A 22,953-nucleotide genomic window follows, 5' to 3' on the forward strand; every position below is an offset into this window, starting at 1 on the left:
TTATAATATAACATTTCCACTCTACTTGTAATCAATTATTATTTCGGAAATCATTATGCGCCGTTTGTTACTTTGCATCAGCTCTGTTGCACTGCTCTTCTCATCAGCCGTTTCTGCCAGTGAGTTCAAGGTGGTGACAACCGTTAAACCCTTAAATTTGATCGTACTGGAGCTAACTGACGGCGCTGCAATCAGCGAGTCGATTTTACCACCAGGTGCATCCCCGCACGATTACGCTTTGCGCCCGTCAGATGTGAAGAAGCTAAGAGACGCCGACTTGGTCGTTTGGGTTGGACCAGAGCTGGAAATGTTCCTGTCAAAAGTGCTGGATGCGAAAGGTAACAGCTTGGCATTGACGGAACAACATACAATTGATCTTCGCTCTTATGAAGAGGGGGCTGAAATTGACCACGGTGATCACAGTCATAGCCATGACGGGGTTGATCCGCACTTGTGGCTGGGGCCAAAGCAAGCGATTCAGGCAGCGAAGGTGATTTCTGAGGCGCTTATCAAATTTGATCCATTGCATAAAAATAAATATGAAGATAACCTTTCTCGGTTCGTGTCTGACGTGGAACTGGCCATTGATGATCTGAACACTGAGCTGAAGCCACTAGCCAGTCGCGGCTATTATGTTTTCCATGATGGTTACGGCTATTTCGAAGCACAGTTCGGACTAAATAATCTCGGGCACTTTACAGTTGACCCTGATCGTCGTCCGGGCGCGAAAACATTAGTTTCTATCCGTCGAGCATTACAAGACAAGCAGGCACAGTGTGTATTCAGTGAGCCGCAATTTTCACCGGCGGTAGTAAAGAGTGTCGTTAGTGGCACAGAAGTCAATATTGGAACCCTTGACCCGATGGCAACGGAGATTGCAGAGGAAAAGGGAGGTTATGTCCGATTTTTGCAAGAATTGGGGCAGAGTTTTACCAAGTGTCTTAAATAATAATGAAAATATTCAAGGTTGCGGCCTTAACAATTAAACAATTACCCCGCCAGCATCGAATTGCTTTAGCCTCAACCTCATTGATCGTCGTGGCTGCCTTGGTATGGCAGCCTTCATCGCCGCTTCAGCAGGCTGTAACCTATCAGTCTGATCAACGTATTGACGTTGAGCTCCCGCTGGAAGAGTTAGATGTCCTGTCTGAGCAAAACAGCGAGCCGATGGGCGCTGTGCTTGATCCCGAAGATCCGGAATTTCTGGCGCCGAAAGATGAGCTGGAGCAACAACTCGAAGAAGTGGTTGATATCGCCCATAACCATAAGGTGGCTTCTGGCGAGACATTAGGCGCGATTTTCTCGCAGTACGCGTTGCCCCTGGCTGATATGTACCGTTTGATCAAGGTGAACAAGTCGATCCAGAACCTCCGCGTGGGCCAGATGATTGAATGGTCTGTCGATGATGAGGGCCGGGTCAAAGAGTTCAGTATTAAGCGCAGTGCAAAATTGACTGACTTATATACGCTTGCCGGGCCGGGTTATGAGTTCAAGCAGCTGGAAGAGAACGGCGAAATAAAGCCGGTGATGCTGACTGGACGGATCTCCGGCAGTTTTTATCAGTCAGCTCGCGCCGCTGGCCTGACGCCCAACCAGATCCAAACCGTGGTTCAGGCCCTGCAGTGGCGGTTTGACTTCGGCCGGGAGGCACGTAAAGGCGACCGGTTTGCTGTTTCTGTCGAGCGTGAGTTTATTGATGGCAAAGCGGTAACACGGGGCGATGTGAAATCGCTTTACTATTTGAGTGGTTCTCGCGAAGTGTTCGTGATGCGCCATGAGGACGGCTTGTTCTACGATGCCGACGGCAAGAGCCTGAATCGTGCGCTGCGCCGGATACCGTTAGCCAAGCGTTACCGAATCAGTTCGTCGTTTAACCCAAGGCGTAAACACCCGGTTACCGGGCGAATATCTCCGCACAACGGAACAGATTTTGCTACACCGGTAGGCACGCCCGTGCTTGCTGCCGGTGATGGCGTAGTCGTCAAAGCAAGAAAACACCCGCTAGCCGGCAATTACGTGGTGATTAAGCATGGCCGGGAGTATATGACCCGCTATCTTCACTTACATAGACTGCTGGTGAAGGTTGGTGACAAAGTGACGATGGGCCAGCGTATTGCGCTGAGTGGCAATACCGGGCGGTCAACCGGCCCCCATCTTCATTACGAGTTGATCAAGAAAAATCGTGCAGTGAATGCAATGAAGGTACCTCTGCCTCAGGCTGAGCCTATTTCGTCCAAGCAGCGAGGTCGTTTTGTTCAGCTGGCCAGCGACGAAAGACAGAAGCTACTGGCGGTAATGCCGGGCTGATGAAAAAGCGCACAAAAGTGCGCTTTTTTTATGTCTTACCACTCATTTTATAAAATCATTCTTATACAACAAGTCAACTTACTTCATAATGTTTCGTTACGCTGTTGTGAGTTATTGCAGGGATACGCTGTACCAATAGTTCCTGGTTGTTATGAATAAAGCCTTTTTCATATTTTCCTTCTGCCTGTCAGTACTGTTGCACTGTAGTTTTGCTACAGCAGAAAACAGTCATGCCTTTTATCCGCTTCCTCATCAGGAACGTGGAAGCTTTGTGGCAGCACAAAAGGTCATTGCCAATACCAACGGCGGACTGTGGTTCGTTGATGCTCAGGGATCGCTGATTTTCTATGACGGAGAGCGGTTAGACAGGGCGGTAGACCAAACCGGCGAACCGATCACCGGTGTCACAGACGCTGTTATGCAAGGGCAGACGATGTGGCTGGTAAAAGACGGCTATGCCTACCGCTTCCTCCCTACAACTGCCGAGCTAAAGCGGTTGAAGTGGCAATCGGCGCCGCTTAGATATGTTATCAGCCATCAGGCAGGCATCTGGTTTGCCAGCAGCGAAGGTTTATATACCCTTTCAGATGAACACCGCCAGCCGGAATTTGTGCCGGTTCCAGAGCCAGCCTCGGTTACCGGTCTCTATAGCGTGGGCGATTCAATATTTGTTGCTGGGGAACTGGGCATCTATGAGTTTAGAGATCGCCAGTTCTTAACCCCGCGTTTGTATCCGCGGCACAGAGTCACAGCGGTTTTCGAAGACAGCACAGAGCAGTTATGGTTCGGAACTCGGTCCGGCTTGTTTTTATCCCGCCAGGCGCGCCCCGTTCTTTCTTCTCAAGATTCATCAAGACATCAGCTTTCGGTTTCAGCGATTGCTGAAACAAAATCCGGTATCTGGGCGGGGACTGCGCAGGGGCTTAAGCTGATTGATAAGGCGTCATTGGCCGTGAGCCATTATCGTGCTGACGCTGAGGATGAATATACGATCAATAACAACCGCGTGATGGCACTGCTTGGGGATGAGAAGTACGGACTGTGGATCGCCACCGAGAGCGGTATTAATTACTTACCGGCCTCCACGTCGGCCTTGAAAAGGTTTCCTTATGGCTCCGGGGGAAATAATGCAGTAAAGATAGGTCGGACTAATCAACTTCAGCAGATTGAAGACGGCAGCATCTGGCTTGCGACCGACAAAGGGCTGACAGAGCTTGATGATCGTTTGGAGATTGTGCGCCAGCTACCTTTATCGGGAGGCGTTGACTCTTTTGCTTATAAGAAGGGGACTTTCTGGCTTGCAACCAGAACGGGCCTGAAAGCCTATTCGTTAGTAGATAATGAGTGGCTGGCACTAAATCTGCCGAGCTGGTTTGATGGTCAGGCGATCACAAGCGTGATGGTTGATCACTACAATTCGGTCTGGATAGGTATGGAGTCGCATCTTTACCGTTACTGGCCAAAAACGTCAGAGCTTAATTCGTTTGGTAGTCATTGGTTTCAGGCTCCTTACGGCAGCGAGGCCGTCACTGTCTTGTTCGAAGACAGCCATCACCATATTTGGGTCGGTACGGATTATGCTTTGTACCAGTTTGATACCGGGCTGCTTAGTATGGTTGAGAAAACGGCTAGTCTGGGCGGTGTGATCGACATTTATGAAGATATACTGGGCCAGCTATGGGTGGTAAATAACCATAGCCTTCAATATTCACCAAAGCAGGACAAGTTGCCACTTGAGCCGGTTGTTCTCAATGGAGCCTATGCCAAGCCATATTGTATCGATGGTGACAATGGCGGGAGTTGGGTGACAACGAGCCAAGGGCTGTCATACTACTCGCTATCCGCACAGCTGAGGTTGCACCTTCCGCCCTTGGTCGGCGGGGTTGAAAAAGAATCGTATTCACAAGCGTGTGAAATCTTGCGATCAGGGAAATTATTGCTCGGGGGAAAGAAAGGACTGCTTGAAATTGATCCGAAGAAGTTGCTTGCTTCGGAAAAGCAGCAGTTTTCTATTATTGTTGGCAATATTCAGATAGATAATCAGCTGGTACGTTTGGCCGGTGGCTCTGAAACCTTGCTTACCGTGTCGTACGGTTCATCGGTCAGTTTTGATATTGGCGTGCTGCCGTTTTCCGGATATACCAAGTTGCAATATCGCTTGATAGGGGAGCGGGAATCACCTTGGGCAAGCTTTAGTCATTCCTCATTGTTTTTTGACAACCTGAACCCCGGTGATTACCTGCTGGAACTGCGCTTTGATGGCGAAAACCCGCAGGATCAACCCGAGATACGTTATCCTTTCCAAGTATCTGGTCCCTGGTACCTATCTTACTGGTCAACCTCGTTGTTGGTTGCGTTATTGATCCTGCTGCTGTTTCTCTTGATTGGCTGGCGAGCACGCGCGTATCACCGCCAGAATTTAGCGCTCAAGCAGGCGGTTTTTCGCAGTACGGCCAGAATAGAACTGCATAAAAAGCAGCTCTACGCCAGTAACAAACACCTGCAGCGTATATTGCATATGCGGCAGAATTTTATGGCCCAGCTATATAGTGAGCTGCGATCGCCTTTGTCATTGATCCTCGGGCCTATTCGGAAGATGCAGGCAAGCAGCCATGGCGAAGAGAATGAACAGCTTCACCTGGTCGCCAACAACATAGAACGCTCGCTGCATTTGGTCGAGCAGCTACTTACTCGCGATGCGCAGGCTTTTATCGAGCCTGAAAAGCGATGTGAGCAATGGAGCAGCCCGATCATCCAGGCCTGTTGCCTGAGTTGGCAGCTAGAGGCCGAGCAGCGGGGGATTGCGCTCTGCCTGGAGGACGAGACTGACGGGGTGAGTGTGAAGGTGGCCCCGTATCACCTTGAAATTATGCTCGGTAACTTGTTATCCAATGCACTGAAATACACCCCCCGGCACGGCTGCATCAATGTGGCGGTGAAGAGTCTCGATCACAGGCTGGTGGTGTCGGTCAGTGATACCGGCAAAGGGATGTCAGAAGAAGTCAGGGACAACATTTTTGATAGCTACTTCAAAGAGGACACCGACTTTAACCCTGAGGCCGGCTTTGGCCTGGGGCTGAGTACCGTCAAGCAGCTTGTCGAGCTATATGAAGGCGAGATTTCCGTTGTTAGCTACCCGGGAGTCGGCAGTGAATTTGTGATAACCCTGCCTTTGTACCGTGAAGGCTGTATGAGAACCTTGGCTGGTGAAGACAATCCGGAGGTATCTGCTGCGCCACAGGACGATCTGCCCAAGCTGTTGGTAGCCTCGACGGACGAGGAGGTTGTAGCATGCCTGACGGCCTTACTTGAGGAATACCCCCTGTTAGTCGCAAGCGACGGTTATGAGGCGGTTTTTTTAGCGAAGGAAAATCAGCCCGACATGATTTTGTGCGACTTGGACTTACCCGGGCTTGGCGGGCTTCAGGTACGTGAAAGGCTGCAGGAAGAGCCGAGAGAGTGCCAGCCTGCGTTTATACTCATGGTTGATAATAGCCCTCAGGAGCATATAGCAGCGGGCGTTGACTCAGTACTTACTAAGCCTTTTGAGCCAGATGCTGTCCTTAATCATATCCAGTATTTGCTCAACGGTGAGTGTCCGCCGTTTCAGGCACTGATCTCCAGCCAGGCAGGGCTTCCTGCTGAGGTTGTTGAAACCTCCTGGCGGCAGAGTGTGATGAGCTTGGTTGAGGAGCAATTTGATCAGGCGAACTTCGGTACCGCGATGGCAGCCAGTGCCCTGTATATGTCGGAGCGTAGCTTACAGCGGAAGTTTAAGCTGGAGTTTGGTATGTCGTTTAAAGACTATGTTAGTCAGTTCCGTTTTGAGCAGGCCAAGCGGAAGCTTAAGCAGGGGGAACGAGTTTCGGATGTGGCGCTTTCCTGCGGCTTCAATGATCCGTCATATTTCAGCGCACGCTTTAAAGGTAACTTTGGTATCACGCCTTCCCAATATGCAGCCCAGTACCAGCACTGATAGCCGATGACGCTACCTCTGACGTAAAGATCCCAATACTGAAAAAAAGAACGTGATATGGTCAGCCCGACCATATCACGGGTACCAATGGCACCTTCGCTTGCTGCCGGCAATATGACGGGCGCCATATTGCCTTAGGAATAGGAGCAGGCCTCATTGCCTGTTGGTGGCGCACTATACCGCTGTTGATACTAGGTAGCCATGAGATATGCGACATAATGCATTGATAGTGCGCCAATACGCCAAATGCAGGGGGAGCAGCTGCTGCGTTAAAAACAGCGAGTGGGTGTTAACAACGTCAAATTCGTCATTTTCATGATATTTCAAAATGTGATAGGCCGATATTGATAGCCTTAATAGACATACAAACACCATGGTTTTTTGATTTAAGACAATACGCAAGATGTTTCAAATTGTGTAATATCGCGTATAGGAATAAAAATAATTCTTATTAAGGTGTAAAAATGAAACTGTCCGAGTTGTCGTGCGGTGCTAACGGAATCGTAACCAGCTTGTCTGAGCTTCCTTCCGCAACGCGCAAGAAGCTAATGGTTATGGGGATGTTGCCTGAAACTCAGGTGACTGTTGTTCGTTTGGCGCCGTTGGGTGATCCCCTACAGGTGCGTGTCCGTGGTGTCGATATTGCTCTGCGTAAGCAGATTGCGGCCAATATCGAAGTGGAGGTACGCTGATGCAATATAATATTCTGACTGTTGGTAATCCAAATAGCGGTAAAACAACATTGTTTAACGGTCTGACAGGTGCCAAGCAGCAAGTCGGTAACTGGGCGGGTGTGACGGTCGAAAAGAAAACTGGTAATTACCAGTGTGCCGGTGACGACTTTGCCCTGACGGATTTGCCGGGGATCTACAACCTGGACAGCGCCAACGATGCTAACAGTTTAGATGAGGCCATCGCTTCTCGCGCCATTCTGACTATGCCGGCAGATGTGATCATCAATGTGGTTGATGCCTCTTGCCTGGAGCGCAGCCTGTACATGACCTTGCAGTTGCGCGAGCTGGGTCGCCCGATGATTGTTGTACTTAATAAGATGGATGTCTTGCAACGTCAGCGTCAGGTGCTGGATATCAAGGCTCTGGAAAAAGCGCTGGGTTGCCCGGTATTGTCCCTGTCTGCAAACAACCTCAAGCAGGTACAGGAGTTTAAGACCCAGCTTCACAAGATGCTGGCGCAGGGGATCGCGGTTAACGATCTCAGCCTGAACTACGGCGATCAGTTCGAGACTGCGATTGGTGAGCTTGAGTCTATGTTTGGCAGTGAAACACTGAACGTGCGTGCCCAGGCGATCCGCGTGCTTGAAAACGATACGCTGGTGATTAACGGTTTGTCTGAAAATGAGAAAAACAAAGCGTGTAACATCCGCAACAAACTGATGGTTGATGTCGACCCGGATATACAGGTTGCCGATGTCCGTTATACCTATCTGCACCAGTTATGCCAGAAGGTACGTCGTCAGGAAGGCAAGCTAAGCCGTAGCCTGAGTGACAAGATTGACCGGGTACTATTACATCGCGCCTTTGGGATTCCATTCTTCTTTATCGTGATGTACCTGATGTTTATGTTCTCTATCAACATCGGTAGCTCATTCATTGACTTCTTTGATATCAGTGCCGGAGCCCTGTTGGTTGATGGCGGCCATTACTTACTTGATGATCATCTGCCGGTTTGGCTGGTGACGATTATTGCCGATGGTATTGGCGGCGGTATCCAGACGGTAGCCACCTTTATTCCTGTGATTGCCTGCCTGTATCTGTTCCTGGCAGTACTGGAAAGTTCGGGTTATATGGCGCGTGCAGCGTTTGTTCTGGATAAAGTGATGCAGAAAGTCGGCCTGCCGGGCAAAGCATTTGTCCCGTTGGTGCTAGGCTTCGGTTGTAACGTTCCTTCTATCATGGCAACCCGTACCCTGGAGCAAGAGCGTGAGCGTAAGCTAGCCGCTGCAATGGCACCGTTTATGTCATGTGGTGCACGCCTGCCGGTATACGCGTTATTTGCCGCGGCGTTCTTCCCTGAAAGCGGCCAGAATGTCGTGTTTGGACTTTACCTGCTAGGTATTTTCGCCGCTGTGATGACCGGCATGATCCTGCGCAGTACGCTGTATCCGGGAACGAGTGACAGTTTCATTATGGAGATGCCGGACTACGAATTGCCGACAATGCGCAATGTGGGTATCAAAACCTGGCAGAAACTGAAGAAGTTTGTCTTGGGTGCCGGTAAGACAATTGTTGTTGTGGTCGCTTGCCTGAGCTTCTTTAACTCGCTGGGGGCTGATGGCTCGTTTGGCAACGAAGATACCGAAAACTCGGTACTCTCCAAGGCTGCTCAGGTCGTAACGCCAGTGCTGGCACCAATTGGCGTTAAAGAAGATAACTGGCCAGCAACGGTCGGTATTATCACTGGTATTTTTGCCAAAGAAGCCGTAGTTGGTACGCTAAATAGCCTTTATGCGCCGTCAGAAGGTGAAGAGGGCGGTGAGTATGATCTGCTGTCAAGCTTGCAAGAAGCGGTTGAGACTATCCCGGCGAACCTCGCTGATCTAAGTTACTCAGATCCTCTGGGTATCGAAGTGGGTGAGTTGACGGATCTTGATGCTGTTGCTGAAGATCAGGAAGTGGAAGCATCAGTTTTTGGTAATATCCAGCACCACTTTGTCAGCTCGGCGGCGGCAATGGCTTATCTGGTCTTTATCCTGCTATATACGCCTTGTGCTGCGGCGATGGGCGCCTATGTTCGTGAGTTTGGCCAGAAGTTCTCTGCCTTCATTGCCGGTTGGACAATGCTTCTAGCCTACACCTTCGCTACGGTCGTGTATCAGGTGGCCCACTTTGCTGACCATCCTGTGACCAGTATGCTGTGGATTGGCTTCTTTGCCCTGATTAATATCGGCTTGTATGTTTTGTTCAAGCGTCAGGGACAGAAACAACCGGAAGAGGTGTTGGCACTGTGATCCTTCAGCAACTGAAACAGTATATTGAGCAGCATGGCCGTTCCAGCAGAAAGAGTCTGGCCAATCACTTCGGCATGAGCGAGGATGGGGTCGATACTATGCTGGATGTCTGGGTACGCAAAGGCTTGATCAGCAAAGAGCTGATAGGCTGTGGCAAAGACATTTGTTGTCAGAGTGCCGAAGACGTCTGGTATCGAAGCCAGAAGGTCGATGAGCTGTCGGTGACTGTTTTGCGCTGATGAAAATGCAGAGGCAGCCCAAGGGCTGCCTTTGTTTTATTTGCTAAAGGGTAAATAGTTTCGGCTAAATGGCCGTAAACCCGTCGATATTGGCTAGCTCGTCCCGAAGCTCTTCTGCCAATGCTTGCTGTATTCCTTCTTCTCGCTGTGTTCCGTCGGTATTTCCCCATATCGGTCCCGGCCAGGCGATGTCTGACTGAAATCTTGCTATATGGTGAACATGCAATTGGGGAACCAGGTTGCCCAGCGCGCCGACGTTGATTTTATCTGCCTGATAGTCAGTTTCCAAAAGGCGGGCAACAGCGCTCGATTCGCGCATCAGCCGAAGCTGATCCTGTTCGGGCAGATGATGAATTTCGGTGATTCCGTCCCTGCGTGGAACCAGTATAAGCCAGGGACCCAGTGCTTCTTTTGATAGTAACACTCTGCATAACGGCAAGTCGCCGAGAACCGTGGTATCTGCTGCCAGTCTCGGATGGAGTGAAAAATGCATTGTTGTATTCCTTAAATGTATTGAGCTGCTCACATGCTGGAACATTGTTCATCGTTATCGGTGAAGGCTGCTTGTATGCTGGTAATACCACAGAAGGATAAACAGTCTTCTAACTACTCATGTCATGGTAATACCAATTGAAATAAAGACCAGTATTGATAACCACAGATTGATGAAATCGGTGGTAGTTGGGCGGTGGCGAACACATTGAGCTTGCGATAATCGTTGGGGGGTAAAGTATGGTCGCGGAATATCAGGAAGTTCTGGATTTTTGGTTTGGCGAGCTTGGTGAGGAAGTTCCGGCTACCGATCGAAATTCGCTCTGGTTTCAGGGGGGAGAGGAAACGGATCAGCTTATAGCCAAACGTTTTCAGCCTCTGGTGAGCCGGGCCGGGCTCGGTGAGCTGAGTCACTGGGCGGAGGAGCCGAAAGGGGCATTGGCCATGATTATCTTGTTGGACCAATTTACCCGCAATATCTACCGCGGCCTGAGCGCGGCGTTTCGTTATGACTCCTTGGCGCTGGCAATTTGCAAGCGAGGGTTGGCCAACAACTTCGATGAGCAGCTGAGTCCTATTGAGCGCGTCTTTTTCTATCTCCCGCTTGAGCATTCGGAAACGGTTGAAGATCAGGAGGAGTGTGTGTTTCGTTTTGACCGTTTGCGCCAGTCAGTCTCGCCGGCACATGCCGTTGTTTTCGAAGGGTTTTACCAATATGCCGTGAGTCATCATGATGTGGTTAAACGCTTTGGTCGTTTTCCGCATCGCAATGCGGTTCATGGGCGACTGTCTACTCAGGAAGAGCTTGACTGGCTCCATGGCGGGGGCCAGCGCTTCGGGCAGTAAAAAGCGGCCATTCAATAACACCACCACACCTGGAAATACCAGGGAGAGGGTGGTGTTTTTGTTTCAATCTGTTGTCTGGGGAAACAATAATCAGTTGATGGGAAGTACCCGGTTTCTTCCAAGTTGCTTGGCTTGATTGAGGTGGCTGTCGGCGCGAGCAATGACATCGGCGGTGGTTTCGTCTTCCTGCTTGGTGGCAATACCAAACGAGGCGGTAACAGAGTTGATCCGCTGGCCTGATTTTTTATCCAGCACCGATATTTTTTCGATGGCACGACGGATAGTTTCTGCCTGCTGTCTTGCCGAAGACAGTGTTTTGTGCGGCAAGATGATAATAAACTCCTCCCCCCCAAAGCGATAGGACTGTGCATAGTCACGGCTGCACTCAAGTAGCCGGCGGGCCACGATTTTGAGCACCTGATCACCGAGCAGGTGGCCGAAGTTATCGTTGAAGTCTTTGAACTTGTCGATATCCATAATGATAAGGCTGTAAGGAATTTGGTTATCGGAATAACTGTGGATATCTCGCTCAAAAGCCCTTCTATTGTTAAGGCCGGTCAGGGCATCCTGGTTTGCTTCTTTTTGACTTTCGCTCAAGGCTTCCCTTAGCGCGGCAATCTCTTGCTGGGCATTGCTTAGCTGGCCTTTAAAGGTGCCGGTTGTTAGCTGGATCTGACGGGATTCCCGAATGAGTTCGCGTACCAGTGTCATAGTGTCTTCCAGCGACAGTCCCTCTCTTTCGGCAGACTCCAGTTTGCTGAAGGTATGGCTCAGCGCCCCCTGGAATGTCTCGGCGTTAGACAGCGTATCTGACATCGTACTGGTTAGCTCCTGCATCATTGCCGTCAGGCTTTGCTTGAGCTGAGCCACGTCCTTATCGGTCTGGCTGGCCAGGTGTTCCTGATACAGGCTGTCACACAGGGTCGGCGTGCAATGCCCTAGTGCCTCGATGCCTTGATCAACCGCGTGGTTGAGCGTCGGCTGTTGCTGAGTCGCATAGGTATACCAGAGCGCATAGTTGGTCGGGGTCGTTGGTACTTTGTGTTTTATCATCAGGGGAACCGTTTTTTTCAACGTTTCCGTCGATTCCACAAAGCTGTCTTTGCTCATACTTTGAATTCCATTTTTGTCGCAAATACAAAAGCAAACTGATTGAATGCTGGTAGCATAAAAAAAGCCTTCTAAGGATACCCTAGAAGGCTTCGGATTTTTAGTATGTAACAGGTTATTTCTTTGAATGAAATAGCAAAAATTACATACGTTCTAGTGTTTCGATACCTAGCAGATCAAGACCCTGCTTGATAGTGTTAGCTGTTAGTAGAGCCAGTTTCAGACGGCTTTGCTTCACTGCTTCCTCGGCATTGAGGATTGGGCAGGCTTCATAGAAGCTAGAGAACTTGCCGGCAAGCTCGAACAGGTAGCTACACATTACGTGTGGATGACCTTCGCGAGCAACGGTCTGAACGGCTTCTTCGAACTGAAGCAGGGTGGACAGAAGTGCCTGCTCCTTTTCTTCGTTAATCACAACAGGGTGCGTCAGATCAGCAAGCTTAACATCGGCACGTTTGAAGATAGAAGCAACACGTGTGTATGCATACTGCATGTATGGTGCCGTGTTACCTTCGAAGGCCAGCATGTTGTCCCAGTCGAAGATGTAGTCAGTGGTACGGTGCTTGGAAAGATCTGCGTATTTAACTGCGGCCATCGCAACAGTCTTGGCAATGTTCTCTTTTTCAGCCGCATCCAGATCGGGGTTCTTCGCTTCGATTAGCTTCGCTGCGCGCTCTTCTGCTTCGTCCAGAAGATCGGCAAGGCGAACGGTACCACCCGCACGGGTCTTGAACGGACGACCGTCTTTACCCAGCATCATACCGAAGGCGTGGTGCTCCAGGGTAACTTCTTCTGGTACATAGCCGGCCTTACGAACAATCGTCCATGCCTGCATCAGGTGCTGGTGCTGACGTGAGTCGATGAAGTAAAGCACACGGTCAGCGCCAAGCTGCTCGTAGCGGTATTTGGCACAGGCGATATCGGTGGTGGTGTATAGGAAGCCGCCATCACGCTTCTGGATGATAACACCCATAGGCTCGCCGTCTTTGTTCTTGTATTCCTCAAGGAAGACAACCTGTGCGCCGTCGTCTTCAACTGCCAGACCTTTCTCTTTAAGGTCGGCAACAATGCCTGGTAGCATGTCGTTGTACATGGATTCGCCCATGACGTTATCACGGGTCAGGGATACATTCAGGCGATCATAGTTATGCTGGTTTTGGACCATAGTAACGTCAACCAGCTTCTTCCACATTTCTGCGCAGTACTCGTCACCGCCCTGTAGCTTAACAACGTAGTTACGTGCGCGCTTTGCGAACTCTTCGTCTTCGTCGTATAGCTTTTTGGATTCGCGGTAGAAGGCTTCAAGGTCAGACAGTTCCATTGAAACTTCGCCAGACTCTTGCTGAACACGTTCCAGGTTGGCAATCAGCATACCGAACTGAGTACCCCAGTCACCGATGTGGTTGGCACGCACGACTTTGTGACCCAGGTGCTCAAGGGTACGAACAACAGCATCACCAATGATAGTTGAGCGCAGGTGGCCAACGTGCATTTCTTTGGCAACGTTCGGCGCTGAGTAGTCGACAACAATAGTTTTCTGCTCTTCTTTGGCAACGCCAAGACGTTCGTCAGCCAAAGCTTCTTCGGCACGCTCGGCCAGCCAGGTTTTGCTTAGGAAAATGTTGATGAAGCCAGGGCCTGCAATTTCAACTTTCTCTGCGATACCGTCAAGATCCAGTACGTCGATAACTTTTTGTGCGAACTCGCGAGGGTTAGTGCCAAGCTTTTTGGCTACGCCCATGACACCGTTAGCCTGGTAGTCACCAAACTGTGCTTTCGCAGACTGGCGAACCGCTGCTGGGCTACCTGCTGGTGCGCCTGCGGCTTCTAATGCCTGAGATACTTTATTGTTAATTAGTGCTTGAATGTTCACACGCTTATCCTTTAAATCATTTAGTTCGCCAGTAGACTGATTGTACTGGCGAGGCAAAAACGTCACGGTATTCAAGAGCTGCCAGAAGCAAAACCGTCAAAAATAATCACGTAAGCAGGCCACATCAATTGCAGCATAATGAATGCTGGTGGGGATCACATGAGTATTTTTGACGGGACACTCTCTTGGATCAGAGGTGATATCTTGAATACGTACATTGCATTGCCTTAATAATACCCACAAAGTTAGGTGTTTTGGCAACCCGAAAAAGGCATTGTTTGCGATTTTTTTTTCGTTTTGGATAGAACGTGAAAATTATGCACAAATCAAGCAGCAACAAGGCTTGTCGTCGCCTTGAACGGGGTTTCTATAAACCTAAAACTGTGGATAATTATGCGTTCGTTTTCCGATGCAGTATTAACTGGAGAAAAAACATGCAGAAGCTAATTGATGCCGGCCTTCACCCCGAACAAATGCTGGCAGGGCTGCCTGCTTTTGTTGCGCGTATCGAGTCTCTGGCGCAAGAGATGAATATATCGTTGTCTGGCTACCAGGCTGATCATATTGCATTACGGGTGAATGACCTTGAAGTGGCCAAGGCGTTGCACCATGCCTGGTTGGAATACGGTGAGGAGTGGTCGAACAACGAAATCAACGGTCGGCCGATTATTGTGATTGGTTTTCACCAGCCGCTAGAAGTTGGTCGTTGGCGCATTGAAGCACTGGAACTGCCGTATCCGGGCGACAAGTCCTATCCGCAGCAAGGCTGGGAGCATATTGAGTTTGTTATTCCGGCCAGGGCCAATAATACTGATGAGCTTAAAATCAGACTGGATGAGGCGTTTCCGCTGTTAGCGTGGGATAAACTGGCTGAGCAAGATATTAAGGTAAAGGCCAGCATGCCGTCGGGTGAAAAAGAACGCCTGCCGAATCCAACGTATGCCTTTAAGAAGCAGGGTGTGTGTATCAAGCTACATCCTTGTTCGCTCAAAGATGTGATTGCAAGTGAACAAGGCTAGTTCAGAATGAGCCTTGTGTTGCGGGCCAGTTAGCAGCCCGCAACGTAAAAGGTATTTGTTGTTAGAGAATGACGGTGCGGTTTCCGTGTACAAAGACCTTGTCGTCAAGCACCAGGCCAAGTGCCTTGCTCAGAACCGACTTTTCAACATCACGCCCGGATCGGGCCATATCGCCGGCGCTGAAGTTATGATCCACATTGATGACATTCTGGGTAATGATCGGGCCTTCATCTAAATCGTTGGTCACAAAGTGGGCAGTCGCCCCGATGATTTTTACCCCGCGCTCGAATGCCTGCAGGTACGGCTTGGCACCGATAAAGGCCGGCAGGAAGCTGTGGTGTATATTGATGATTTGGTGCGGGAACTGGGCGACAAAGTTTGGCGTCAGGATCCGCATATACTTGGCCAGTACGACATAGTCGGGACTGTACTGCTCGACGGCCTCAAGCATTTTTTCCTCATGAGCCTCGCGGCTCAGCCCTTCATGGCAGACATGGTGGAACGGGATATCAAACTTCTCGGTTAGCCCTGCCAGCGTATCGTAGTTGCCGACAACGGCTGCAATCTCAACATCCAGGGTCCCGTCGAAGGCTTTGACCAGAATATCGCCCAGACAGTGTGCCTCTTTGGTGACCATAATGACAATGCGTTTGCGGGCCGAGCTAACCAGACGGCGGTAGCTGCCTTCGGGCAACGCGCGGTCAAGATCGAACAGGAAGGTTTCGTCGTTAAATACCCCCTCCAGCTCGGTGCGCATGAAAAAGCGGGTATGGGAGTGATCAACAAATTCGTTGTTATGAATAATGTTTAACTGGTGTTTGTAACAGATGTTGGTGATTTTAGATATTAAACCCATTGCATCTGGGCAGTCGGTGAGAAGGGTTTTGGTTTCCATGTGCTTCCTTGAACTACTATATTTATATTTCCGTTCTCTTTTATTTACCGCGTATTTATTTCAGGGTCAAAACAAAATTCGAATTAGTTTCAGTGATAGTTGCCATTTGTACAAAAACCTAACTAATGAGTTGCATTATCTAGGAGGAAGCTATGTGGTCACACCGGCTGACATTTTTTTTGAAAACCCTTTTGCTCGCTCTACCGTTTCTTAGTATTGGCTTCGCCTATGCCGACAGTCACTCCAAGGACAGCAAGTCGCTGTATACCCGGCTCGGGGGATTGCAGCCCATTTCAGTTGTCGTCAGTGATTTTATCGATGTGATAGTGGTCGATGACACTCTTAATGCCAACCCGGCAATTGATGCGGCACGAAAAGTGGTTCCAGCGCCCTACCTGAAATACCAGGTTACGGCAATGGTTTGCAATGCCACTGGCGGCTCGTGTAAATATCAGGGGCGGTCAATGAAAGATGCCCATGTCCACTTGAACATTTCTGAGAAAGACTGGCAGCAGATGGAGATCTTGCTGAAAGGGGTACTGGACAAACATGGCGTGCCGGAAAAAGAGCAGCAAGAGCTAATGGAAATTGTCGGCTCGACCAAAGCTGATATTGTTACTGCGCCCTAATAACCGTCTCTGGTTGCTAATAATGCAACCAGAGATCTGCTCGTCTAACCCATCGACATCCTGGGTATAAATAACCATAGTCGCAGGCTGGCAAACTTGGCATAATGTTATTTTTCTACTGTATATATAACCAATAAGCTCGTTGGAATGATTGCCAAGTTTTTCGCCTCAGGTGGCGCACTCGACAAAGCTATACCCGGTTTCCAGGCTCGCCAGCCGCAGATTGACATGGCCCAGGCTGTCGATGATGCAATTTGTGAACAGACCCAGCTGGTAGTGGAGGCGGGGACGGGTACCGGCAAGACTTTTGCCTATTTAGTTCCGGCGTTGGTTCGCGGTAAAAAAACCATTATCAGTACCGGTTCGAAGAACTTGCAGGAGCAGCTTTTTCACCGGGATCTGCCTTTGATGGCTGATGCCCTGGGCTTTACCGGGTTGGTCTCCCTGCTGAAGGGACGGGCCAACTACTTGTGCCTCGACCGTTTGAGTCGCCAGATCACCGAAAGTCATGGTACGCATGTCGATCCTACCTTGTTGAGCCAACTGGTGAAGGTCCGCAGCTGGTCTTCGACCACCCACACCGGCGATCTTGGCGAGTGCGAAACGATTGCCGAAGACAGTCCGGTGATCCCGATGATCACTTCAAACAACGACAACTGCATCGGCCGGGAATGCCCGTCCTATGAGGATTGCTTTGTTGTCAAAGCGCGCCGCAAGGCAATGGAAGCAGATGTCGTCGTCGTGAATCACCACCTGTTCCTGGCGGATCTGGCCATCAAGGAAACAGGGTTTGGTGAATTAATTCCTGAAGCAGAAGTCTTTATCTTCGATGAGGCTCACCAGATGCCGGATATTGCCAGTCAGTATTTTGGTCAGAGCCTGACCAGCCGCCAGGTGCAGGAACTGGCGAAAGATGTCGAAATTGGCTATCGCACCGAAGCAAAAGACATGCGTCAGCTGCAGAAAACGGCCGATAGGTTGGCTCAGTCAGCTTCGGATTTACGTATCGTGCTGGGCGACCCCGGTTTTCGTGGCAACTGGCGCGAAGCGGTAACCAGCCCGGCGATTCAGCGTGAGCTGACCCGGTTAAATGACGCGCTTGATCTGACCCATGAGGTGCTCAAGCTGGCCCTTGGGCGTAGCCAGTTACTTGATGCGGCTTTCGAGCGGGCGACCTTGCTAAAAGCTAAGTTGGCCAGACTTTCCGATACCTCTATCACCGGCTATTCCTATTGGTATGAATGTACCCCGCGTCATTTCAGCCTGAATATCACCCCGCTGTCGGTGGCGGAAAAATTTCGTGAACAGATGCAGTTGCAGCCGGGAGCCTGGATATTTACCTCAGCCACCCTGGCGGTCGATGATGATTTTAGCCATTTCAGCCATCGCCTTGGGTTAGAGCCCAAGCAGCAGTTTGCGCTGGAAAGCCCTTTCGACTACCAGCAACAGGCCCTGCTGTGCGTGCCCCGTTTTCTCCCCGAACCTAATAGCTTTGGTATTGCCGACAGGCTGGTGGAGATGCTGGCTCCGGTCATTGAGGCTAATGATGGCCGCTGTTTCTTCCTGTGTACCTCGCACCAGATGGTCCGTGAACTGGCAGAAGGGTTTCGGGCGGTACTGGATTTGCCGGTACTGGTTCAGGGAGAGACGACCAAGCAAAAGTTATTGGCGGAATATCTGGAACGTGGCAATGCCTTGTTGGTAGCGACGGGGGCATTTTGGGAAGGCGTCGATGTTAGAGGACAAGCCCTTAGCTGTGTTATCATCGACAAATTGCCCTTTACAGCACCGGATGATCCGTTGCTGAAAGCGCGAATCGAGGATTGTCGCCTGCGTGGCGGGGACCCCTTTTCGCAAGTTCAAATACCCGATGCAGTGATCACCCTGAAACAGGGCGTTGGGCGTCTTATTCGCGATAAGCAGGATAAAGGCGTGTTGGTTATCTGCGATAATCGTTTGGTAACGCGTCCGTATGGCGCGGTATTTTTAAGAAGCTTGCCACCAATCCCACGTACGAGGGATGTTGATGGTGTCGGGCAGTTTTTGTCTGCAGTGAACGGAAACGCGAGTACTGTTCAGTGTGACGACCAGCATTCAGAGGCTTGAATGAGCACCAAAATCCTTGCAGTCGATACTGCAACCGAAAATTGTTCTGTTGCCCTAATGGTAGGCAACGATGTCATTTCACGTTGTGAGTATGCCCCGCGTGAGCATACGACGAAGATTCTGCCGATGGTGGATACCGTTCTGGCCGAAGGTGGCCTGAAGCTTAACCAGCTAGACGCACTGGCCTTTGGTCGTGGACCTGGCAGCTTTACTGGTGTCCGTATCGGTATTGGCATCGCTCAGGGGCTGGCCTTTGGCGCGGACTTGCCGATGCTTGGCGTCTCGACGTTGGCGGCGATGGCTCAGGGATCCTATCGCCTGCATCAGTCAGAGCAGGTACTGGCGGCCATTGATGCCCGTATGGGTGAGATTTACTGGGGACAGTACCAGCGCCAGGCCGATGGTGACTGGCTAGTTGTTGACAACGAGCTGGTTATTCGTCCTGAAGGATTGCTTGAGCAGTTTCGCGCTGACAATGGCCCTTGGTTAACAGCTGGTACAGGTTGGGAGAGTTACGCTGAACCTCTCGCTCAGCTGAAGGTCCAAATGGAGAAAGGAACTGTTTTATATCCGGATTCGCAGGATATGGTTCACTTGGCGAAATTTGCGCTGACTCGAGGCGAGGCCGTTGATGCAGAGCATGCCAGCCCGGTTTACCTGCGTGACACGGTTACCTGGAAGAAGCTGCCGGGCCGTGAGTAATAACTAGAATCTGGGTGCCGGGCTTTGAAAGCACAGCACCCCGATCTTAAGTACCGCAATGAGCCCTGTTTGGCTCTTCTGTCGGTCTTTGAAATCAGCTGAAGGATCTACTCTGCCGATAGGTATTGCATTATGGTTTCAATTCAACGTTTACCAACATCAATACACTCCCCGCACAAGCCCCGGGTCAATAAACCGGTACAGGCACCAGTGGCTGCCGAACAGACGGTGGTCGCAAAAGCGGTGGCCAAATCGGTCCGTGATCCGGAGCTGATCCAGGATGCCCATTCCAAAATTCAGTATGACGAACCTGAGGGCAAGAATCGCCAGGCCCTAGATTCCTACATGGGTGTAATGTATCAAAACCGTAAGGAAGAGCTATCTTCCCTGGTTGGTGTCGACGTCTACGTTTAGCCTGTCTGACAATCTGGAAAGTTGACTGGATAATGAGCATTTGTCTAGGAGTATCTGATGTTTAGAGTGCTATTTCTTGGGCTGTTAACGGTCTTTATGGTAGGCTGCGCCAGCGTGCCTGAAAGCTTGCGCACTCAGTCAGAGAGCCCCATCACCGACTTTATGCTTATACGCGATAATCCTGCGATTGCTCAGGATCAGGAAGTGCGACTTGGTGGCGTTATCGCTGCTATCCACAATGAGAAACGACGTACTCGGATCGAGATAGTCAGCCTGCCGTTGACCAGCGACGGCAGACCCAAGATAGATGCGAAACCGCAGGGGCGCTTTGTCGGATATGTCGAAGGATTTATCGAACCGTTGGAGTATCGCCCCGGTCGCTTGCTGACAGTAGTCGGTATAGTCAACGGTCAGGAGCTGGGGACCGTGGGCGACTTTGACTACCAGTTTCCTGTTGTGGATATTTCCGGTCGGCAGTTATGGCAGGTCAAGCAGGAAATACGGATTGATGATTTTGCCCGCTACCATGACTGTACCGGTACACGATGCTCGTTTATGAGCTACGGCATAGGCTTTACCCGGGGCGAGGTCACGCAACGGGTGACCAAGTAGATTGAGAGTGTTGTGTCGAATGTAATGTACAATACACGCTTCCGGCTGGCGGAGATAACGCTGGCGGGATTGTGTTCATTTCAGCATCCGGGCGAGGTTGTTTCACCTTCATCGCCGCTGTCCTACCCGTGTGATCAAAAGCCGATATTACTGTTCTTGCATGGTTGGCAGGATAATGCCGCCAGCTTTGACGCCTTGTTTGTGACACTGGCGGAAAAGTGTCATCTGATTGCAATTGATTGGCCGGGCCATGGTTATTCTCAGCCTAGGAGCAAGGATAACTATTACCATTTTGTTGATTATATCGATGATCTTAATCAGCTGATGGCTTTGTTGCCAGACCGGGAGGTTTTTCTGGTCGGGCATTCGCTGGGGGCGTTGGTTGCCGGTTGCTATGCGGCTGTCTTTCCGGACAAGGTTGCCGGGGCTGTGCTGATTGAAGGGCTTGCCCCGCTGCATGAGTCGCCGGAGCTGGCGGTACAGCGCCTGCGTGACGGGATTGCCAGCAGGCAGCGCTACCGTCGTCGGGCCGAGCGATGGGGAAAGGGCAGGGGAATGTCGTCGTTCCAGGAGGCCTTGCAGTTACGCTGCGCGGTCAACCACCTGTCGGCAGAACAACTTGCCCCATTGGTGGCGAGAGGCACTTGTCAGGACGGCTCGAGCTGGTATTGGCGGCATGATAATAAATTGCGCTGTGACTCCCTGTATCGCATGGCCAAAGAGCATGCCAAGACATTGGCGTCACAGATCCAATGTCCGGTGCTGTCGATTATCGGCCAAAGCGGATTTGAAACCCTGAGTCAGCCGGATGGCGGGAGATATTGGTTGCAGAATGGCTCTCAGGTAGTCGTTGACGGTGGCCATCACTGTCATATTGAAAGCCCGCAGGCGGTTTGTGAACACGTAGTGGTATTCACATCAAATTTCAAATAACTGGTCCAATCAGTTGTTGTTAATTCTTTGTTAATTGTGTTGTAATGGTGGTAACAAACACTTGTTTGAATGAGTCCCCCTACAACAAGCATTGGGCGATGACGCCAGAAAAAATAAGGAGAGTGCAAAGTGGATAAGGTTTGGCTTAACCGCTATCCGGAAGATGTACCGGCAGAAATTAACCCGGACTTGTACCCGTCTCTGGTAGAGATGTTTGAGCAATCTGTACAGAAGTATGCAGACCAGACAGCCTTTATCAATATGGGGCAGGTCATGACCTTCCGCAAGCTGGAAGAGCGCAGCCGTGCTTTTGCTGCATATTTGCAAAATGAGCTCAAGCTGAAAAAGGGTGACCGTGTTGCAGTGATGATGCCGAACCTGCTGCAGTATCCGATCGCCTTGTTTGGAATTTTGCGCGCCGGTTGTGTGGTGGTTAATGTTAACCCGCTGTATACCCCGCGAGAACTTGAGCATCAGCTAAACGATTCCGGAGCCAAAGCGATCGTTATTGTTTCGAACTTTGCACACACTCTAGAAAACGTGGTGAAAAATACTGGCGTCCAGCACGTTGTCCTGACCCGACTGGGCGATCAGCTGTCACGGCCGAAAGGTACGCTGGTTAACTTTGTTGTGAAGTACATTAAGAAGATGGTGCCGAAGTACCACCTTCCTCATGCCACCTCCATGCGCTCGGCGCTGAGCAAAGGCCGCCGGATGCAATACGTCAAGCCGTTCATGTCCGGCGACGATACCGCCTTCCTGCAGTATACCGGTGGGACAACCGGTGTCGCCAAAGGGGCGATACTGAGCCACCGCAATATGCTGGCCAATGTCATGCAGGCCAAAGGGGCCTACGGGCCGGTACTGACCGAGGGACGCGAGCTGATTGTGACGGCACTGCCGCTCTACCATGTCTTTGCGCTGACGGTGAATTGTCTGCTGTTTATTGAGATGGGCGGCCGAAATCTACTGATCACCAACCCGCGTGACATTCCGACTTTTGTCAAAGAGCTTCAGCGCTACCCGTTCACGGCGATCACCGGGGTCAATACGCTGTTTAACGCGCTTGTGAATAACGAAGATTTCCACGAACTTGACTTTAGTAACCTGCGCCTGTCGGTTGGCGGTGGCATGGCTGTACAGCGAGCCGTGGCCGACAAGTGGAAGCAGATGACCGGCAACTACTTGCTGGAAGGGTACGGTTTGACGGAATGCTCTCCGTTAGTGGCTGCTTACCCGTATGATCTGGTTGATTACAATGGTTCAATTGGCTTGCCGGTACCGTCTACTGATGTGCGTATGGTCGATGACGAAGGCAATGTGCTGGGTAACGATCAAACTGGTGAGCTGCAGGTCCGTGGTCCTCAGGTGATGCAGGGCTACTGGCAGCGTCCGGAGGCGACTAAGGAAGTACTGACGGACGATGGCTGGTTGTCCACCGGCGATATTGTTCGCTTTGACGAAGACGGCTTCTTGCATATTGTTGATCGCAAGAAAGACATGATTCTGGTGTCGGGTTTTAACGTTTACCCCAATGAAATTGAAGATGTTGTTGCCCTGAACAGCAAGGTGCTGGAAGTGGCCGCGATTGGTCTGCCGCATGAAGTCTCCGGCGAAGTGGTGAAGATTTGCGTGGTCAAGCGGGATCCGAGTCTGACCCGCGATGAGCTTCTGATGCACTGCCGCGAGCACCTGACCGGGTATAAAGTGCCGAAGGTTGTCGAGTTCCGTGACGAGCTGCCGAAAACCAATGTCGGTAAAATCTTGCGCCGAGCTTTGCGTGAAGAATCGGATAAGCAGCCGCAAGAAGCATAAGCTGTCAATTCAGGTTA

Annotated in this window: 19 protein-coding genes; 15 read left to right on the plus strand and 4 right to left on the minus strand. The window is 50.7% G+C overall.

Annotation, left to right across the window (positions count from 1 at the left end; translation table 11 throughout):
* The first annotated feature begins 55 nt into the window (after positions 1 to 55).
* The 6 genes from znuA (at position 56) to L4D19_RS08505 (ending at position 9,490) form a co-directional block, all read left to right on the plus strand.
* On the plus strand, positions 56 to 949 hold the full coding sequence (gene znuA / locus L4D19_RS08480; RefSeq protein ID WP_428452109.1) for a zinc ABC transporter substrate-binding protein ZnuA: 894 nt from the start codon (positions 56 to 58) through the stop codon (positions 947 to 949).
* 2 nt (positions 950 to 951) lie between these two features.
* The gene (mepM, locus tag L4D19_RS08485) at positions 952 to 2,307 is read left to right on the plus strand and encodes a murein DD-endopeptidase MepM (protein WP_428452110.1); all 1,356 of its coding nucleotides are present in this window, start codon (positions 952 to 954) and stop codon (positions 2,305 to 2,307) included.
* Positions 2,308 to 2,578: 271 nt separating this feature from the next.
* Entirely contained in the window at positions 2,579 to 6,283 is a 3,705-nt protein-coding gene (locus L4D19_RS08490) for an ATP-binding protein (RefSeq protein WP_428452111.1), read from the plus strand.
* A gap of 464 nt (positions 6,284 to 6,747) precedes the next feature.
* Positions 6,748 to 6,975: a FeoA family protein gene (locus tag L4D19_RS08495; RefSeq protein ID WP_160650474.1), complete on the plus strand. Its 228-nt coding sequence runs from the start codon at positions 6,748 to 6,750 to the stop codon at positions 6,973 to 6,975.
* Complete coding sequence (gene feoB, locus L4D19_RS08500) at positions 6,975 to 9,251, plus strand: Fe(2+) transporter permease subunit FeoB (RefSeq protein ID WP_428452112.1); 2,277 nt, start codon at positions 6,975 to 6,977, stop codon at positions 9,249 to 9,251. Before L4D19_RS08495 ends, feoB begins: the two co-directional genes overlap by 1 nt.
* A complete protein-coding gene (locus tag L4D19_RS08505; protein ID WP_428452113.1) occupies positions 9,248 to 9,490 on the plus strand; it encodes a FeoC-like transcriptional regulator in 243 nt (80 codons plus the stop codon). Before feoB ends, L4D19_RS08505 begins: the two co-directional genes overlap by 4 nt.
* 64 nt (positions 9,491 to 9,554) lie before the next feature.
* Here the strand turns inward: L4D19_RS08505 and L4D19_RS08510 are convergent, their stop codons facing one another.
* Positions 9,555 to 9,983, minus strand: a complete 429-nt coding sequence (locus tag L4D19_RS08510) for an HIT domain-containing protein (protein ID WP_428452114.1) — start codon at positions 9,981 to 9,983, stop codon at positions 9,555 to 9,557.
* A gap of 239 nt (positions 9,984 to 10,222) precedes the next feature.
* Between L4D19_RS08510 and L4D19_RS08515 the strand changes: the two genes are divergently transcribed.
* The gene (locus L4D19_RS08515) at positions 10,223 to 10,828 is read left to right on the plus strand and encodes a DUF924 family protein (RefSeq protein ID WP_075768314.1); all 606 of its coding nucleotides are present in this window, start codon (positions 10,223 to 10,225) and stop codon (positions 10,826 to 10,828) included.
* 90 nt (positions 10,829 to 10,918) lie between these two features.
* Here L4D19_RS08515 and L4D19_RS08520 read toward each other — a convergent pair whose 3' ends face one another.
* Complete coding sequence (locus L4D19_RS08520; protein WP_428452115.1) at positions 10,919 to 11,938, minus strand: GGDEF domain-containing protein; 1,020 nt, start codon at positions 11,936 to 11,938, stop codon at positions 10,919 to 10,921.
* Between the two features lie 142 nt (positions 11,939 to 12,080).
* Complete coding sequence (gene argS, locus L4D19_RS08525) at positions 12,081 to 13,811, minus strand: arginine--tRNA ligase (RefSeq protein ID WP_428452116.1); 1,731 nt, start codon at positions 13,809 to 13,811, stop codon at positions 12,081 to 12,083.
* Positions 13,812 to 14,245: 434 nt separating this feature from the next.
* On the opposite strand from argS, the gene L4D19_RS08530 reads away from it, so the two are divergent.
* The gene (locus L4D19_RS08530) at positions 14,246 to 14,830 is read left to right on the plus strand and encodes a VOC family protein (RefSeq protein WP_428452117.1); all 585 of its coding nucleotides are present in this window, start codon (positions 14,246 to 14,248) and stop codon (positions 14,828 to 14,830) included.
* Positions 14,831 to 14,891: 61 nt separating this feature from the next.
* Here the strand turns inward: L4D19_RS08530 and purU are convergent, their stop codons facing one another.
* Positions 14,892 to 15,725, minus strand: coding sequence for a formyltetrahydrofolate deformylase (gene purU / locus L4D19_RS08535; protein WP_428452118.1), 834 nt, complete (start codon positions 15,723 to 15,725; stop codon positions 14,892 to 14,894).
* Positions 15,726 to 15,877: 152 nt separating this feature from the next.
* Between purU and L4D19_RS08540 the strand changes: the two genes are divergently transcribed.
* From L4D19_RS08540 to fadD, 7 genes are all read left to right on the plus strand, one after another.
* Complete coding sequence (locus L4D19_RS08540; RefSeq protein WP_428452119.1) at positions 15,878 to 16,354, plus strand: group I truncated hemoglobin; 477 nt, start codon at positions 15,878 to 15,880, stop codon at positions 16,352 to 16,354.
* 147 nt (positions 16,355 to 16,501) lie between these two features.
* Positions 16,502 to 18,460, plus strand: a complete 1,959-nt coding sequence (gene yoaA, locus L4D19_RS08545) for a DNA repair helicase YoaA (RefSeq protein ID WP_428452120.1) — start codon at positions 16,502 to 16,504, stop codon at positions 18,458 to 18,460.
* Entirely contained in the window at positions 18,461 to 19,162 is a 702-nt protein-coding gene (gene tsaB / locus L4D19_RS08550) for a tRNA (adenosine(37)-N6)-threonylcarbamoyltransferase complex dimerization subunit type 1 TsaB (protein ID WP_428452121.1), read from the plus strand.
* Positions 19,163 to 19,294: 132 nt separating this feature from the next.
* Positions 19,295 to 19,576 (plus strand): hypothetical protein, encoded by a 282-nt coding sequence (locus L4D19_RS08555; protein ID WP_075768321.1) that lies wholly within the window; start codon positions 19,295 to 19,297, stop codon positions 19,574 to 19,576.
* Between the two features lie 57 nt (positions 19,577 to 19,633).
* Positions 19,634 to 20,188 (plus strand): Slp family lipoprotein, encoded by a 555-nt coding sequence (locus L4D19_RS08560; RefSeq protein ID WP_428452122.1) that lies wholly within the window; start codon positions 19,634 to 19,636, stop codon positions 20,186 to 20,188.
* A 12-nt stretch (positions 20,189 to 20,200) separates the two neighbouring features.
* On the plus strand, positions 20,201 to 21,121 hold the full coding sequence (locus tag L4D19_RS08565; RefSeq protein ID WP_428452123.1) for an alpha/beta fold hydrolase: 921 nt from the start codon (positions 20,201 to 20,203) through the stop codon (positions 21,119 to 21,121).
* Positions 21,122 to 21,250: 129 nt separating this feature from the next.
* Positions 21,251 to 22,936, plus strand: a complete 1,686-nt coding sequence (gene fadD / locus L4D19_RS08570; RefSeq protein WP_428452124.1) for a long-chain-fatty-acid--CoA ligase FadD — start codon at positions 21,251 to 21,253, stop codon at positions 22,934 to 22,936.
* Positions 22,937 to 22,953: the final 17 nt, after the last annotated feature.

It is taken from the genome of Photobacterium kasasachensis (genome assembly GCF_050336885.1).
GTDB lineage: Bacteria > Pseudomonadota > Gammaproteobacteria > Enterobacterales > Vibrionaceae > Photobacterium > Photobacterium kasasachensis.